This is a genomic window from Variimorphobacter sp. HTMS_6 (assembly GCF_059717775.1).
Genome location: NZ_AP046094.1, coordinates 2,729,343 through 2,745,531 on the forward strand (window position 1 = coordinate 2,729,343; position 16,189 = coordinate 2,745,531).

The window sequence follows — 16,189 nt, forward strand, 5'->3', positions numbered from 1 at the left end:
TTGGCTCTTATGTATTCATTTCAAACTTCAGTCATTGATTAATGGAAGCCATAATTCACTAGCTACATCATCTCCGTTACGAAACCCTTCTTTGCAAACTTCTAATATTCCGTCTTCATCAACCTGATATGATGTAAATGGTAAAAATTCTGTATATACTTTATACCATAGATTTTGAATTGCAGTAGGTCTCATGCCTACGCATTGAAAGATAATCCACCTCTTAGAAGGAATTTCAATTATCTTATAACCATCCGGAACTGTTTCTCCATTGTATTCTACGCCGATACCAAATCGAAATTCCGAGTCATCCTCAGCGCAATCAATTCCATCATGAATACCAAATGTAACATCCTTGAAGTTTTGTGATTTTTCATTCGCTTTGACCAATATTTCATATAGTCCTTCTTTCTCACATTTCTTCAAGAAATCAGCCATCTCCATTCTATCTTGATCTACCGATTTTGCTTGAAAAACATTTAACTTTGCCAGCACTCGTATGCTGTTTTGCTGCAGTACTCTATAATTCAGGGACTGTCCTCCCTCAAGCTTAAAGCTAATGTTCAGACGGTGATAGGATTTTAAACCCGAACTATTTTTACGAACCTCCTTCGGTGGAGCACCATGAAATCTGGTAAATGCTTTTGAGAAGCTTTCCGCCGTTTCATAACCATATTTTAAAGCAATATCAACAATTTTTGCATCAGTTAAAAGTATTTCTTCTCCCGCTAAGGTTAGCCTGCGGTTTCTGATATACTCGCCAACAGTAACTCCTGTAACGATGCTGAATATCTTTAAAAAATGAGATTCAGAAGAATGTACGTACTTTGCAATGCTTTCCAATTTTAATTTAATTTCTTCATCAACCAAATGAGATTCTATGTAATCAATTGCTTTCTGTATTGCTGCTATCCAATCCATACAATTTTATCTCCTATCCTGATTATATATGCTGTCATAAAGAATTAAAATCATCCATCATTAAATATATTATATAATGGATTATCAAAAATCTCCACCGGCTTTCTACCAAATTACTACTGGACATCATTTTCACATAAATATATGTCGAATAGCATAGAATATTTTCATATATTAGGAAAACCCCTCCCCGAAACATGAATAAGCGTTCTGAATAAAATAGAATAGAGAACATATATTAGGAGAATCTACCGTGCTACCAAACAATGACTTTGCTGCAGAACTTAGAGACCCAAATTATGTTCCGGTAATGAAAGACTCCCATATATATTATGGCGGAAGTCAAAAGTGGTTTCCACCAACCAAACGGATTAGTAAGGATTATGTTCTTTATAATTATGGTTGCGGAACAATCGCAACCGCAGATATGTTCCTGTACCTGGCATTACAGAATCAAAGCTATCAAACCCCTGATACCGAGATTGCAATTAGGGGTGGTAGTCAAATCTATGATGAAAACTATGATCAATATGTGCATTTCATAAATGCCCATTATATAAAGACACATCGAATTATCGCCGTATTAGGGACCAAGATTGCATCTTCCATTAATGCATACTCAAAAGCTTATGGCTTAGGTCTACATGCTACCTGGCGTTATAAATTATCCTATTATGACATGTTAGGAATTATGAGCGAAATGTTGTCCAGGGATATTCCCGTCATATTATCCATTGGCCCTAATCTACCGAAGATCTGGGGTAAAAAAGGCATTCCGTTTTATGAACTTAGAAAAATCGAATTTCGGCTTAATGATACTCCAACACAGGATGCATCAACAGAGCCAGAAAATAAAATAAATGAAGTTAAAAAGGCCTACTACTATAAATTAGCTCATCCAGCAGTTAACGGACACTTTGTTACAGTTACCGGAATCATAAGGGACGATATTGCATCACGTTATATGCTTCGCATATCCTCCTGGGGTAAAGAACACTACATTAATTATGAAGAATATAGACACTACACAGAAAGCATCTGCGGAACCATCACATCCAGCATCGTACACGTCAAGTAAGGATATCTATGTAGATTGAAACTAACAGGAAAGAGGATAGCTTGGGGTTCCCCAAGCTATCCTCTTTCCTGTTTATTATTTAGGAACCATACTTCATCCAAGTGATATAGCGTATAAATATGAGATCCATATATTCGTTTGCAACTGTATGAAGTCGCTACACCTTCAATCTACCGATAACGTTCGAAACTAATATATCGATTCCCTTGGAATGTAAGACTCCCAAAATCATTCTCCACCAGCAATCCGTATTCCGAATCACCAACTTTGAACTCCATTCTATCTCCACTCGCGACTTCGAAAGTCACATAATAGGTGGTTGCATAGGTTCCATAATTCATATCATTTAAGGAATCTCGATGATGACCTCGAATATTTGATCTTTTTGTTACAATCTTTGCTTCCACCGATAAAACAGGAGAATTATTATTTATTCGATTTTGTTTCGCATTTCGAACTATTTGAGCAATAATCATTGTAAAAACAAAAATAAATATAATAGCTATAAGTATCGGAACAATAATGAACATAATTGAAAATCCTGAATCAATTGTTTGCATCTCAATATCCTCCATATAACCTCCATATCTTATCAATTTAACTATTTATGGCTAGAAGAAACAGAATTAGCCTTAATCAGTAAATTTTTAGTATTGTTTAAGACTATTATATAATACATTTGTAATTTATTCCATAACAATTTCTACCATACACTACAATCTAACATAATACGGAATGTACCAAATGATAACAACATATCATATCGAAACAAATGAATCATATTGTACAATGTACCATATTGAAACAATGTATCTGTAATTAAATTGATATTACATAAAACAACTTAACCCAATATATTACCTTGAAATTTTAAAATGGGATTGTCACATTCTGTGACAATCCCATCAAATTCAATAATATCATTTATATAATTTCTAAATAAAAATATGCAATTACATCTTCCTGAATTTATCGTATCGGTTCTGTAACATCACATCTAGCTTCGTCGCCATCAATTCTTTCAAATCAACTTCAATTACCTTTTTAATGTTCATAGCAACCATATCGTAATCCATATGTGCACCACCCTGTGGTTCCTCGATGATTCCATCCACGATACCAAATCCGTGTAAATCCTGTGCAGTAAGCTTCATATCTCTTGCGGCCTGATCAGCCTTTGAAGAATCCTTATATAGGATACTTGCAAAGCCCTCCGGTGAAAGAATTGCATAAATGGAATGCTCCAGCATATATACTTTATCAGCTACTCCTAATGCTAGTGCGCCACCGCTACCTCCTTCAGAGATTACAACCGATATGATCGGAGTCTTAAGTAACATCATATCCGCCAGATTTGCTGCGATTGCTTCGCCCTGCCCTCTTTCCTCCGCACCAAGACCACAGAATGCTCCCGGTGTATCGATAAAGCAAATAATCGGACGGTGGAATTTCTCAGCCTGTTTCATCAGACGTAGTGCCTTACGATATCCTTCTGGATGAGGCATCGAGAAATTTCTAGCGATATTTTCTTTGGTGTTACGACCCTTTTGTTCGGCGATTACTGTTACCGGAATGTCTCCGAAATAAGCCACGCCTCCGACAATAGCTTGGTCATCAGCATAAAAACGGTCTCCGTGCATTTCCATAAAATCAGTAAAAATACGTTCAATATAGTCAAGACCGGTAGGTCTTACCGGCATTCGAGCCAATTTAACTTTTTCCCATGGTGTTAAACTCATATTACCTCCATAATGCCTAACTGGCATCCTCCATTAAGCCAATGTTCTTTCGGAATGCATTTTGATTAGCTTTCCTAAGGTTTGTTTTAATTGATCTCTCGGAACGATCTGATCAACAAAACCATGATCTAATAAAAATTCTGCTCGTTGGAAGCCCTCAGGAAGCTTTTGTCCAATGGTCTGCTCAATAACACGAGGACCTGCAAATCCAATCAGCGCTCCGGGCTCAGCCAGAATAATATCACCCAACATTGCAAAGCTTGCAGTTACACCACCGGTTGTCGGGTCAGTCAGAACAGTTATATAGAGCAAACCAGCTTCACTATGCTTTGCTGCTGCTGCACTGACTTTAGCCATCTGCATTAATGAGAAGATTCCCTCTTGCATTCTTGCTCCACCGGAAGCAGTAAATACAATCACCGGAAGCCTTTCCTTTGTTGCTCGTTCAAATAATCTGGCAAGCTTCTCGCCGATTGTAGTACCCATACTTCCCATGAAAAAAGCAGGATCCATTACACCCAACATGGCAGGATTGCCGTCTATAAAACCTTTACCTGTAACTACTCCATCCACCAAACCTGTCTGTTTTTGTGTTCTTACCAGCTTATCTCCGTATCCCGGAAAGCTTAAGGGATCTCTCGTTGACATATGTGCATCAAATTCCTGCAACTCACCGTCATCCAATATCATAGCAAAACGTTCATGTGCAGATACCTTAAAATTGAATCCACACTCATCACATCTTTTGTAATTTTTTATCAAAAGCTTTGTATAAATAACCTTACCGCATTTTGGACATTTTGTCATAATACCATGCGGAACGTTCGGGCGTTCCTCCTCTTGCTGCTCTGCATCCTGAGGAGTGTTACGATATACGATTTTCGATGTTGCATAATGCTTTGATTTAAAAGGATTTAAAGGATTTTTACTCATATTTTACTTACCCTCTATTAAACCAGTGTGATAGTTTCCTGAGATAATCTCTTCTCTCTCTAAAAGCTCATACTGATATTCTACGTTGGTTTGAATTCCATCTACTATTAGCTCTGACAATGCTCTCTTCATTCTAGAGATTGCTTCTTCTCGGTCAGTTCCATGGACGATAACCTTAGCAAGCATAGAATCGTAACAGGATGGAACCACATAGCCGGGATAAAGTGCACTATCCACTCTTACACCAAGACCACCAGGGAACAGAACATTTTCCACACGACCCGGACATGGCATAAAATTCTTACTTGGATCTTCTGCATTAATTCTACATTCAATTGCATGACCCTTGAATTCAATATTATCCTGTCTGTAAGGCATCTCCTCACCGGCTGCTATTTTAATCTGAGCCTTAATCATATCGATTCCGGTTACTAATTCGGTTACCGGGTGCTCCACCTGAATACGGGTGTTCATCTCCATGAAATAGTACTCTCCATTACTGTACAGGAATTCAATTGTTCCAGCATTCACGTATCCGGTAGCTTGCGCTGCTTTTACTGCTGCGGAACCCATCTTTTGTCTAAGTTCCGGTGTCATAATTGCCGAAGGTGATTCCTCGATCATCTTTTGATTTCTTCTTTGAACAGAGCAATCTCTTTCTCCAAGATGCACAACATTACCATGACTGTCCGCAAGAATCTGGAACTCGATATGTTTCGGATTAACGATTAATTTTTCAATGTATACCTTATCATCTGCGAAAGCCGCTTTTGCTTCTGCCTTCGCTGCATTATAAAGGTTTTCCAAATCCTCAGCTTTGTGTACGGCTCTCATACCCTTACCGCCACCACCTGATGAAGCTTTAATCATAACTGGGTAGCCGATTTTATCGGCCAATTCGAGTGCAGCCTCCACGGTTTCCACTTCTCCATCAGAGCCCGGAACAACCGGAACACCTGCTGCCATCATAGTCTCTCGTGCTCTTGATTTGTTACCAAGAAGATCAATTGTATCTGCATCAGGTCCAATAAATGTGATGTTACAGTCCTCACACATTCTAGCAAATGAACTGTTTTCCGATAAAAATCCAAATCCCGGATGAATTGCTGTCGCACCGGTAAGAACCGTTGCACTGATTATATTTTGAATATTCAAATAACTGTCCTTAGATTTTGCAGGGCCAATACATACTGCTTCATCAGCAAGTAACACGTGTAATGCTTCTTTATCTGCCTCGGAATATACCGCTACGGTTTCAATTCCCATTTCCTTACACGCACGGATGATTCTAACAGCAATCTCTCCACGGTTTGCTATCAATATTTTTTTAAACATTCTAAACTCCATTCTGCTGCAAATCGAATAAGTTCGGTAGCAGCACAAATTTGTCGTGGTGGAAACATAAATTCCCAATCTAAACTTCACTTCAATAAGTATTATTGTCCAATTGCAAAGGTAAGAACCGCTTCCACTGCAACTTTTCCGTCTACAGTTGCTTTCGCTGATCCTATTCCAAAGCTTCCTTTATTCTTTGTTATGTGTACTTCCAAGGTCAAAACATCTCCAGGATATACTTGACGCTTGAATTTTACGTTGTCAATTGCAGCAAAGAATGCAATCTTTCCTTCATTCCCCGGTATGGATAGCATGCAAATCGCTCCCACTTGGGCTAATGCTTCAATAATCAATACACCTGGCATAACTGCTTTCCCAGGAAAATGTCCCTGAAAGAATGGTTCATTCATTGTAACGCATTTTCTACCGGTAGCACTGATTCCAGGCTCCATCTCATCAATACGATCCACCAACAAAAACGGAGGACGATGAGGAATTATTTTTTGAATTTCATCAACATTTAACATAATACATTCCTTTCTTTTACCAAGACACGAACTGTAAACATAGACTTCGATGTCATTCATAAAATTCATATGTGTTCTACTTCTAATTCAAAATACCTCTTAATTATAACCAATTGATCTGCCTAAGAAACATCCCAAAAATGTTTCTCAGGTGTTGTAGGTATATTAATTCCCATATTATGGGCATGTACACCTACCATTATATTACAATTCTCTATCTAAAACCAATTAAATAAGTATTAAAAATATTACAAACAAATCTCATATATTTTCATCCTGAATTCCAGACCACTTATCGAAACAATTCTACATACTTTTTCTCGTCCTAAATTCCTGACAATCTCTTAAGCAATTCTTGGTCTCTTTTCCTTTTGTCCTGAATTCCCGACAATCTCTACACCAAGACTTTATCACTTTTTCTTATGTCCTGAATTCCTGACAATCTCTTAAGCAATTCTTGATCTCTTTTCCTTTTGTCCTGAATTCCCGACAATCTCTTAAGCAATACTTGGTCTCTTTTCCTTTTGTCCTAAATTCCAGACAATCTCTTAAAGAATATAACTAGAATTTTATTAAGGCATAATTTTTCGAGTTAAACTATGCGGATTTTGTTGGTTGGCGTTTGAAGAACCGGGAAATGTATTTCATTTACCGTACATCCCGACGAATTGTACGAATCAGATAGACATCGTAGATGACTAAGATGATGCGAACAAGGCGAGGGATGTTAAGGTAACCGAAATACATTCCGGTCTTCAAACGACGAGCAAGAAAATCCTCACAACCTACCCTCGAACCATTTTCCCCTATTCCCTACTTAACCACAAAAAGAGGTTGGCCGAATTCTATCATTTGTTCGTTCTCAACAAGCATCTTAACGATCTCGCCGTCAAATTCACTTTCGATTTCGTTCATTAATTTCATCGCTTCAATAATGCAAACAGTCTGACCCTTCTTTATCTTATCGCCAACTTTAACGAAGGCCGGCTTATCCGGTGATGGTGATACATAGAAGGTACCAACCATAGGAGATACAATCTTCTTACCTGTCTCCTCAACTGCTTCTACAACAGGCGCTGTAGGAACTTCCTGTGCTGCTACTGTCTGCGCGGGTGCATAGTTAACCGGAGCTGCTGGGATTATGGATGGAGCGATAGCCTGAGGAAGCACAGTAGGTGCTACCGTTACGATTTCTGCATTTTTCTCTAAACAGATTTTTAAGCCTTCCTGTTCGATTTCAACCTTTGTTAAATCAGTTTGGTTCATTTCCTTCATTAGGTTTATAATTGCTTTATAATCCATGGCTTATACCTCCACCTTTTTAAAGATAATTGTTGCATTATGTCCACCAAATCCTAAGGAGTTGGACATTGTATAATTTACTGTAGCTTTTCTTCCTACGTTCGGTACATAGTCAAGATCACATTCTTCATCAGGAACCTTATATCCGATTGTAGCCGGAATAAAGTCATTTTCAATTGCCTTCAGACATACAACCGCTTCCACAGCACCTGCAGCGCCGAGTAAATGTCCAAACATGGATTTACTGGAACTGATTGGTGTTGTATAAGCCTCTTCACCCATTGCAATCTTGATTGCTGCTGTTTCTGTACGATCATTTGTCGGAGTACTGGTACCATGTGCATTGATATAGGACACTTCCTTCGGTGTAATGCCCGCTTCTTCCATCGCAAGAGTCATAGCTCTTGCACCGCCTAAACCATCTGGAGACGGTGAAGTAATATGATAAGCATCACAGGTAGAACCATAACCTACTACTTCAGCATAGATCTTTGCACCACGTGCTACCGCATGCTCATATTCTTCAAGAATTAAGATGCCTGCACCCTCGCCCATAACAAAACCATCTCTTTCCTTATCAAAAGGAACGGATGCTCTGAGTGGATCCTTGCTGGTTGATAATGCGGTTAGTGCCTGAAATCCTGCGATACCCAAAGGTGTAATCGATGCTTCTGCACCACCGGAGATAATAATATCTGCATAGCCATGCTTAATATTACGGAATGCTTCACCAATACAGTTATTACCGGTAGCACATGCAGTTACTACATTTGTACAAATACCGTTTGCTCCGAATTGAATTGCGATATTACCTGCTGCCATATTAGTGATTGTCATCGGGATAAATAACGGATTTACTCTCTTGGGTCCCTTATCTCTTAATGTATTTGTTTCTTTCTCGATGTCATCCAGTGCACCGATACCGGAACCAACGATAACTCCAAAGCGCTCTCTATCGATTTTCTCTAAGTCAAGACCAGAATCCGCTACCGCTTCTTTCGCTGCTACCACTGCAAATTGAGAAAAACGATCCATTCTTCTTGCTTCTTTTGCTTCCATGTAATTCTTTGGATCAAAATTTTTAACCTGTGCTGCCGTTTTAGCTGCATATACTTCTGTATCAAAGGTTTGAATAAAATCAATACCGCATGCTCCTGCTTGCACGCTATCAAAAAATTCTTTTACGTTATTACCGATTGGGGTTATTGCACCCATACCTGTTACAACAACTCTACGATTCATATGCTTTCTCCTTCTTTTTGTTACATTACCATTCCGCCATCCACTTGGATAACCTGGCCGGTAATATAATTTGCTGCTTCTGAAGCCAGGAAGCTGACTGCACTTGCAACTTCGCCGGCATTACCATATCTTTTTAAAGGAATGTTCGCCAAAGTAGCTTCTTTAACTTTATCGGATAGTTGACTCGTCATATCGGAATCGATAAATCCCGGTGCAACTGCATTCACTGTGATTCCCCTGGATGCAAGCTCTCTAGCTACTGATTTAGTCATACCAATTACACCTGCTTTGGAGGCTGCATAATTTGTCTGACCAATATTACCTGTTAATCCAACCACGGATGAGATATTAATAATTTTACCGCTTTTTTGTTTTAGCATTACTGTGGAAGCATGCTTCGTACATAAGAAAGTTCCTTTGAGATTGATATCAATAACACTATCAAAATCAGCCTCAGATATACGCATCAAAAGATTATCTTTTGTAATTCCTGCGTTGTTTACCAGAATGTCTAATCTTCCGTAATGTTTTACCGCTTCCTGTACTAACTTCTTTGCCTCTTCTTCAATACTGACATCAGCCTGAATCGCAACTGCATCTCCACCTGCTGCTTTAATTGTTTCTAATAGTTCCTCTACCTGAGCAATACTGTTACGATAATTAATCACAACCTTTGCTCCAAGCTCAGCAAATTGTAAGGCAATCGCTCTTCCGATTCCTCTTCCGGCACCGGTAACAATTGCAACTTTCCCGTTTAGCATAATGTGATTCCTTTCTACTGCGCCTCCTTCAAGGCTTTTACTGTTGCTTCTAGTGAAGTGATGTTTTCTACATTATATATTTTAAGTCCTCGGTCAATCTTTTTAACAAATCCGGAAAGAGTCTTACCAGGTCCTATCTCTACAAACTTGGTTACACCGCTTTCAATCATCTTTCTGATTGTCTGCTCCCACAGAACACTGCTCATAACCTGGTTGTATAAAAGATTCTTAACAGCCCCACTGTCATTTACAAACTCTGCATTCACGTTAGCGATAATTGAAGTGCCTATTTCACCTAGTGTCATCGGCTCCAATTCCTGAAGAAGACGATCTGCGGCAGGTTTGAGCATTGATGTATGGAAAGGTGCGCTTACTGCTAAATCAATTGTTTTCATAGCTCCCTTTTCCTTACAGAGCTTAGCAGCTTCATCGACTGCTTTTATTTCGCCACCGATTACGATCTGTCCAGGGCAATTAAAGTTAGCCGGCTCTACGATACCGTATTCCTTAGCCTCAGAACAAGCCTCTCTTACTTTCTCCTCAGATAAGGCTAATATTGCACTCATTTTACCGATACCGGCAGGAACTGCTTCCTGCATAAAGCGTCCTCTTTTTCTTACCAATGGAACTGCCTGTGATAAACTGAATACACCACTTGCAATAAGAGCAGAATACTCTCCGAGACTGAGCCCGGCCACCACATCAGGAGTGATTCCTTCTGCTACAATCGCACGATATGCGGCGATAGACATTGTTACAACCGAAGGTTGTGTATTCTCTGTAAGATCAAGCTCTTCTTTACTACCATTAAATATCAAATCTGTTAAGTCCATACCGAGGCTCTCGTTTGCCTCTTCAAATGTTTGTTTGCAAACTTCATAGTTATCGTATAGCTCTTTCCCCATTCCGATATACTGTGAACCCTGTCCTGCAAATAAAAATGCTGTTTTACTCATCATTACCTCCAATTTTTACTGAGCAGCTGCTCTGCCTCGGCAAACATCTCAGTAATAATCTCCTTACAGCTTTGTTCTTTGTTAACAATTGCGGCAATCTGTCCGGCCATTACACTTCCATAATCCATATCACCGTTTACTACTGCCTTTGCCAATGCACCAATACCTAATTTTTCAATTTCCTCTACCGGAGCAAACGTTTTCTCTAGCTCCTGAAATTGTCGGCTTAATTTATTCTTTAGAATACGAACCGGGTGACCCGTACTTCTTCCGGTCACTATCGTATCGATATCCTTTGCGTTTAATATTTTTTGTTTATAATTCGGATGAATATTACATTCATGTGCCGCTAAAAACCTCGTACCAATTTGTACGCCATCTGCTCCCAGCATAAATGCTGCCGCTATACCACGGCCTTCAGCCATACCTCCTGCTGCGATAACAGGAACATCCACTGCATCTACAACTTGCGGTACCAAAACCATCGTAGTCAGCTCACCTACATGACCCCCTGATTCGGTACCTTCCGCAATAATTGCATCCGCACCGCTTCGTACCATTCTTTTTGCTATTGCAACCGATGGTACGACAGGAATTACCTTAATATCATGAGCCTTCCACATCTCCATGTACTTTGCAGGGGATCCGGCTCCTGTTGTGACAACCTTTACACCTTCTTCGCACACCATCTTGGCGATGTCATCTGCAAATTCACTCAACAGCATAATATTGACACCGAAAGGTTTACTGGTAAGCTCCTTAGCCTTTCTCACTTCAGATCTGATAAAATCAGCCGGTGCAGTACCTCCAGCGATAATTCCCAGTCCCCCTGCTTCGGATACAGCAGCCGCTAAGGATGCATCTGAAATTCTTGCCATTGCTCCTTGAAAAAGAGGGTATTCTATGTTTAATAGTTCACAAACACGTGACTTCATTACTTCTTATCCTCCTTGGAGAATTGTATAACAACCCACTACTCCCAGTTTCTGCTTCGGCAGTTGCAAATGGGCATAATGAAATAGAACATCATGCCGGCTAATTTAACAACTGCCGATTCAGGTTAATACTATTTATTTTTACTGATTATGCTTCTTCACCTTTTTGGGTTAAATATTTCTCAATATCACCGATTGTAGCGATGCTTTCTGTATCTTCAGTAGGAATTTCAATACCGAATTCTTCTTCAAGAGACATGATAATCTGGAAAAGATCAAGTGAATCTGCATTTAAATCATCTTTTAAATTTGTCTCTGCAGTAAGTTCTGCCACATCAACACTTAATTGCTCTGCTACTAACTCTTTAATTTTTTCGAAATCCATTTTAATAATCCTCCATATTTGTGTTTTGGTCGGAGTATATACCTCTTATTTGCATAACAAACCTCACCAATATGTTGTGGCCATCAGCATGAAGTATTCACTCCAAATGATTTTCATATTTTATACTTTACAAGCATATTTCATGTAGTAATATGCATTTTAAATTCAGAAAATATTCTGAACCATGTTATATAAAAGGGTTTCCCCTTAACATGCAAATTAATTTAATTCCATTCCACTAAAACTGCACCACTCGTCATTCCACCACCAAATCCCACCAAAATGATACGATCGCCTGATTTTAATAAATCTTTTTGAACCATCTCATCAAGTGCAATTCCAATCGTAGCCGCTGACGTATTTCCATATCGATCAAGATTCATAAAGAACTTTTCAAACGGAATACCACAGGTTTTTGCTGCCGTTTCAATGATTCTGACATTCGCTTGATGCGGAATGATGTACTTAATGTCCTCCGGCGATAATTCTGCCTTCTTTAAAACCGTTTTTATTAAATCATTGATGCTTCTTACAGCAAACTTAAATACTTCTTGACCCTTCATGGTAATTGTGGGCTTCTTACCTGCCTCATCCATTCCTGTACACATCGGATTAATCAGAGGAAATGCCGGTAAACCAAGATAATCCTGCTTACTACCATCACTTGACAGTGTAGTTGCAATAATACCCTTCTTGGTGTCTGAACCGGATAGCACTACTGCTCCTGCTCCATCACCAAACAGAACGCAGGTGGATCTATCCTCCCAGTCCAGAGTTTTAGATAGGGTTTCTGCACCGATCACTAATATATTCTGATACATACCATTTTCAATCAATGCTTTTGCAACGGTCATGCCATACACCAGGCCGGAACAAGCTGCTGCCAAGTCAAAAGCTGCTGCATTCTTTGCACCTAACAAATGCTGTACCATACATGCTACAGAAGGCATAAAGGAATCTGGTGAAATCGTAGCACATATAATCAAGTCGATATCCTTCGCATCAACACCGGACATCTCCAACGCTTTTTTAGCTGCTCCATACGCCAAATCAGAAGTATTCTCTTTGGTAGTAATTCTTCTTTCCTTTATTCCTGTTCTTGATGAAATCCATTCATCACTTGTATCCACAATCTTTGCTAAGTCGTCATTCGTCATTATATTATCCGGCAGATAGCTTCCTGTGCCGATGATTGTTGCACACCTCATTATGGAATCCTCCTAATTAACTCTGTTGCGCTTCTTTATAAGTCTCTTTTAAATGATAATTTAATTTACTCAACGCTGTTAATAGTATTTCCTCTTCTTCTTGAGTAAAATCCATCATAATTCGTTGAACCATATCCAAATGAAATTTTTCATGGATGCGGTAAGCAAGCTTCCCTCTTTTTGAGAGACTTACATTCACTATTCTACGATCAGTATTGCTACGATTACGCTCCAAATATCCCTTTTTGATTAGCTTATCAACAGCAGTCGTTAAAGTTCCCATGGTAATCTCTAATACTGATGCAATCTCGGACATCGTTTTTGTTCCATATAAACCGACTGCTTCAATCGTATGAATTTCAGTAATAGAGATATCACTGAATACACCACTCTTTATTGTATATTCTTCTATACGATTAACATCGTCATACACTTCAACCAGTATTTTATTTATTTGAACAAGCTTATCCTTCATCCTGACCCACTCCTAAAGATTGCTTTGAAACGCAAATAGTTTGATAATCAAAATATATCGGAATTCATTAAAATTGTCAAGTTAATTTTTCCTTTACACCGATCCACACAATTAGAAATATGAATAGCCTGCGCTTAAAACTCTGCATATATTCGCTACATTCAAGAGAAAAGTAGAGCCGCCTCCTTATCGGAAGCGGCTCTACCAAAAATCTTCATATATTATATTATTCTGTAAAAATTATACCTCGAATAATAAATCGCCGTAAGTAGGAACTGGCCATAATTCTTTGTCACAGATTACTTCTAATGCATCGATAGGAGCTCTAAGCTCATTCATAGCCGGGATTACTACTTCTCTAAAGAAAGCAGCAGCTTCAACAGCTTCTTCCTTTGCATTTGCTTCGTCAGTAACAACCTGTAATTTCTTAAGAGCTGCCTGAGCCTTAGCAAGAAGTGCAGAAGATTCTTTTAATAATTCTGTCTGAACACTTACATCTGCATCAGCAACAGCGGTCTTAACAGAGTTAATGCTGTCAGCAAGCTTCTTAGTGTAATTGATTACTGCAGGGATATATTTTGCACCAGCCATAGAGATTGCAGTTCTAGCTTCGATGTTGATTGCTTTTGCATATGCTTCATACTGAATTTCTACACGGGAGTGAAGTTCTACTTCTGTAAATACGCCGTGTTTTTCAAATAATTTAATCGCCTTATCAGATACATAGGAAGGAATAGCTTCTACCATGGACTTGATGTTTGGAAGTCCTCTCTTCTCAGCTTCAACAACCCACTCATCGGAGTAACCATTGCCGTTGAATACGATTCTCTTATGCTCAGTTAAAGTCTTCTTAATTAAATCATGTACTGCTGTATCAAAATCAGATGCTTTCTCTAATTCATCAGCGAATTCTTTTAATACATCTGCAACGATTGAGTTGAGGATTGTATTAGCAGGTCCGATTGACATAGAAGAAGCAACCATACGGAATTCGAATTTATTACCTGTGAATGCAAAAGGTGATGTACGGTTTCTATCAGTAGCATCCTTAGAGAAAGTAGGAAGAGTATGTACTCCTACATCTAATTTACCGCCAACCTTGCTGCTCTTTGCTTCGCCAGTTTCGATTAACTGTGTGATAACGTCCTCTAACTGCTCACCTAAGAATACAGAGATGATAGCCGGAGGTGCTTCGTTAGCACCCAATCTGTGATCATTACCAGGATTAGCTGCAGATACACGAAGTAAATCAGAATGTACATCTACTGCTTTTAATACAGCTGCTAAGATTAATAAGAACTGAATATTCTCATGAGGTGTTTTACCAGGATCTAATAAGTTCTTTCCTGTATTCGTTACCATGGACCAGTTGTCATGCTTACCAGAACCGTTAACACCTGCGAATGGCTTCTCATGAAGTAAACAAGCAAGACCGTGACGGTTTGCAACTTTCTTCATAGTTTCCATTACTAACTGATTGTGATCTGTAGCGATATTTGCTGTAGCATAGATAGGAGCTAACTCATGCTGTGCTGGAGCAACTTCATTATGCTGGGTTTTTGCAGTTACACCAAGCTTCCAAAGCTCGATATTTAATTCTTTCATGTAAGCAGCAATTCTTTCTTTGATGCTTCCAAAGTAATGATCTTCTAATTCCTGACCCTTAGGAGGCATAGCACCGAAAAGCGTTCTTCCTGTGAAGATAAGGTCATCTCTCTTTAAATATTTTGCTTTATCTACTAAGAAGTATTCCTGCTCAGGACCAACAGAAGTAGATACTCTGGATACATTATCATGTCCGAATAATTTTAATACACGAACAGCTTGTTTGTTGATTGCTTCCATAGATCTAAGAAGAGGAGTTTTCATGTCTAATGCTTCGCCTGTGTAAGAACAGAAAGCAGTAGGGATACAGAGAGTAACGCCAGCTGCATCTTCTCTTAAGAATGCAGGAGATGTACAATCCCAAGCTGTATAACCTCTAGCTTCGAATGTAGCTCTTAATCCACCGGATGGGAAGGAAGAAGCATCAGGCTCACCCTTAATTAACTCTTTACCGGAGAACTCCATCATAATCTTTCCACCGGCTGTAGGGTTGATGAAAGAATCATGCTTCTCAGCTGTGATACCAGTCATTGGTTGGAACCAGTGAGTGTAGTGAGTAGCTCCTCTCTCGATTGCCCAATCCTTCATTGCATTCGCTACAACTTCAGCTACTGCAGGATCTAAATCTTCACCGTTCTCAAGTGTTTTCTTAAGAACAGCAAAAGTTTTCTTCGGCAGGCGTTCCGCCATAACTGTCTCATTAAATACGTTTGACCCAAAAAGATCTGTTAATTTCTCAGACATAGTAAATCTCCTCTCTTAATAAAAAAGACGTCCCCTAATAGAA

Annotated in this window: 14 protein-coding genes and 1 pseudogene; 1 reads left to right on the plus strand and 14 read right to left on the minus strand. The window is 39.1% G+C overall.

Translation table 11 applies throughout. The annotated features are described in order from the left end of the window. Positions 1 to 27 precede the first annotated feature (27 nt). Positions 28 to 921 (minus strand): AraC family transcriptional regulator, encoded by an 894-nt coding sequence (locus tag AC6IWN_RS12365; RefSeq protein ID WP_497987720.1) that lies wholly within the window; start codon positions 919 to 921, stop codon positions 28 to 30. Between the two features lie 253 nt (positions 922 to 1,174). On the opposite strand from AC6IWN_RS12365, the gene AC6IWN_RS12370 reads away from it, so the two are divergent. Next, positions 1,175 to 1,999: a hypothetical protein gene (locus AC6IWN_RS12370; RefSeq protein WP_497987721.1), complete on the plus strand. Its 825-nt coding sequence runs from the start codon at positions 1,175 to 1,177 to the stop codon at positions 1,997 to 1,999. A 170-nt stretch (positions 2,000 to 2,169) separates the two neighbouring features. Here AC6IWN_RS12370 and AC6IWN_RS12375 read toward each other — a convergent pair whose 3' ends face one another. From AC6IWN_RS12375 to AC6IWN_RS12435, 13 genes and pseudogenes are all read right to left on the minus strand, one after another. Continuing rightward, a complete protein-coding gene (locus AC6IWN_RS12375; protein ID WP_497987722.1) occupies positions 2,170 to 2,574 on the minus strand; it encodes a DUF2500 domain-containing protein in 405 nt (134 codons plus the stop codon). Positions 2,575 to 2,952: 378 nt separating this feature from the next. Continuing rightward, positions 2,953 to 4,671 (minus strand): annotated as a pseudogene (locus tag AC6IWN_RS12380) (acetyl-CoA carboxylase carboxyltransferase subunit alpha). A 3-nt stretch (positions 4,672 to 4,674) separates the two neighbouring features. After that, positions 4,675 to 6,006, minus strand: coding sequence for an acetyl-CoA carboxylase biotin carboxylase subunit (locus AC6IWN_RS12385; protein WP_497987723.1), 1,332 nt, complete (start codon positions 6,004 to 6,006; stop codon positions 4,675 to 4,677). Positions 6,007 to 6,107: 101 nt separating this feature from the next. Next, positions 6,108 to 6,533: a 3-hydroxyacyl-ACP dehydratase FabZ gene (gene fabZ, locus AC6IWN_RS12390; protein ID WP_497992202.1), complete on the minus strand. Its 426-nt coding sequence runs from the start codon at positions 6,531 to 6,533 to the stop codon at positions 6,108 to 6,110. An 813-nt stretch (positions 6,534 to 7,346) separates the two neighbouring features. Then, positions 7,347 to 7,835, minus strand: coding sequence for an acetyl-CoA carboxylase biotin carboxyl carrier protein (accB, locus tag AC6IWN_RS12395; protein WP_497987724.1), 489 nt, complete (start codon positions 7,833 to 7,835; stop codon positions 7,347 to 7,349). A 3-nt stretch (positions 7,836 to 7,838) separates the two neighbouring features. Then, on the minus strand, positions 7,839 to 9,077 hold the full coding sequence (gene fabF / locus AC6IWN_RS12400; RefSeq protein WP_497987725.1) for a beta-ketoacyl-ACP synthase II: 1,239 nt from the start codon (positions 9,075 to 9,077) through the stop codon (positions 7,839 to 7,841). Between the two features lie 20 nt (positions 9,078 to 9,097). Beyond that, on the minus strand, positions 9,098 to 9,838 hold the full coding sequence (fabG, locus tag AC6IWN_RS12405; protein ID WP_497987726.1) for a 3-oxoacyl-[acyl-carrier-protein] reductase: 741 nt from the start codon (positions 9,836 to 9,838) through the stop codon (positions 9,098 to 9,100). Between the two features lie 14 nt (positions 9,839 to 9,852). Further along, positions 9,853 to 10,794 (minus strand): ACP S-malonyltransferase, encoded by a 942-nt coding sequence (fabD, locus tag AC6IWN_RS12410; protein WP_497987727.1) that lies wholly within the window; start codon positions 10,792 to 10,794, stop codon positions 9,853 to 9,855. A 2-nt stretch (positions 10,795 to 10,796) separates the two neighbouring features. Further along, the gene (fabK, locus tag AC6IWN_RS12415) at positions 10,797 to 11,729 is read right to left on the minus strand and encodes an enoyl-[acyl-carrier-protein] reductase FabK (protein ID WP_497987728.1); all 933 of its coding nucleotides are present in this window, start codon (positions 11,727 to 11,729) and stop codon (positions 10,797 to 10,799) included. 148 nt (positions 11,730 to 11,877) lie between these two features. Further along, positions 11,878 to 12,114: an acyl carrier protein gene (gene acpP / locus AC6IWN_RS12420; RefSeq protein WP_497987730.1), complete on the minus strand. Its 237-nt coding sequence runs from the start codon at positions 12,112 to 12,114 to the stop codon at positions 11,878 to 11,880. Between the two features lie 224 nt (positions 12,115 to 12,338). Continuing rightward, positions 12,339 to 13,322 (minus strand): beta-ketoacyl-ACP synthase III, encoded by a 984-nt coding sequence (locus AC6IWN_RS12425; RefSeq protein ID WP_497987731.1) that lies wholly within the window; start codon positions 13,320 to 13,322, stop codon positions 12,339 to 12,341. Between the two features lie 16 nt (positions 13,323 to 13,338). After that, positions 13,339 to 13,797 carry a MarR family winged helix-turn-helix transcriptional regulator gene (locus tag AC6IWN_RS12430; RefSeq protein WP_497987732.1) on the minus strand — a complete coding sequence of 153 codons (459 nt, stop codon included), beginning with the start codon at positions 13,795 to 13,797 and terminating at the stop codon, positions 13,339 to 13,341. A gap of 240 nt (positions 13,798 to 14,037) precedes the next feature. Continuing rightward, entirely contained in the window at positions 14,038 to 16,146 is a 2,109-nt protein-coding gene (locus tag AC6IWN_RS12435) for a glutamine synthetase III family protein (protein WP_497987733.1), read from the minus strand. Positions 16,147 to 16,189: the final 43 nt, after the last annotated feature.

Coding starts and splice junctions, on each gene's coding strand:
- accB (WP_497987724.1), bottom strand. CDS start 7,835: ATGGATTATAAAGCAATTATAAACCTAATGAAGGAAATGAACCAAACT.
- fabD (WP_497987727.1), bottom strand. CDS start 10,794: ATGAGTAAAACAGCATTTTTATTTGCAGGACAGGGTTCACAGTATATC.
- fabK (WP_497987728.1), bottom strand. CDS start 11,729: ATGAAGTCACGTGTTTGTGAACTATTAAACATAGAATACCCTCTTTTT.
- acpP (WP_497987730.1), bottom strand. CDS start 12,114: ATGGATTTCGAAAAAATTAAAGAGTTAGTAGCAGAGCAATTAAGTGTT.
- fabZ (WP_497992202.1), bottom strand. CDS start 6,533: ATGTTAAATGTTGATGAAATTCAAAAAATAATTCCTCATCGTCCTCCG.
- AC6IWN_RS12375 (WP_497987722.1), bottom strand. CDS start 2,574: ATGGAGGATATTGAGATGCAAACAATTGATTCAGGATTTTCAATTATG.
- fabG (WP_497987726.1), bottom strand. CDS start 9,838: ATGCTAAACGGGAAAGTTGCAATTGTTACCGGTGCCGGAAGAGGAATC.
- AC6IWN_RS12430 (WP_497987732.1), bottom strand. CDS start 13,797: ATGAAGGATAAGCTTGTTCAAATAAATAAAATACTGGTTGAAGTGTAT.
- AC6IWN_RS12425 (WP_497987731.1), bottom strand. CDS start 13,322: ATGAGGTGTGCAACAATCATCGGCACAGGAAGCTATCTGCCGGATAAT.
- fabF (WP_497987725.1), bottom strand. CDS start 9,077: ATGAATCGTAGAGTTGTTGTAACAGGTATGGGTGCAATAACCCCAATC.
- AC6IWN_RS12365 (WP_497987720.1), bottom strand. CDS start 921: ATGGATTGGATAGCAGCAATACAGAAAGCAATTGATTACATAGAATCT.
- AC6IWN_RS12435 (WP_497987733.1), bottom strand. CDS start 16,146: ATGTCTGAGAAATTAACAGATCTTTTTGGGTCAAACGTATTTAATGAG.
- AC6IWN_RS12385 (WP_497987723.1), bottom strand. CDS start 6,006: ATGTTTAAAAAAATATTGATAGCAAACCGTGGAGAGATTGCTGTTAGA.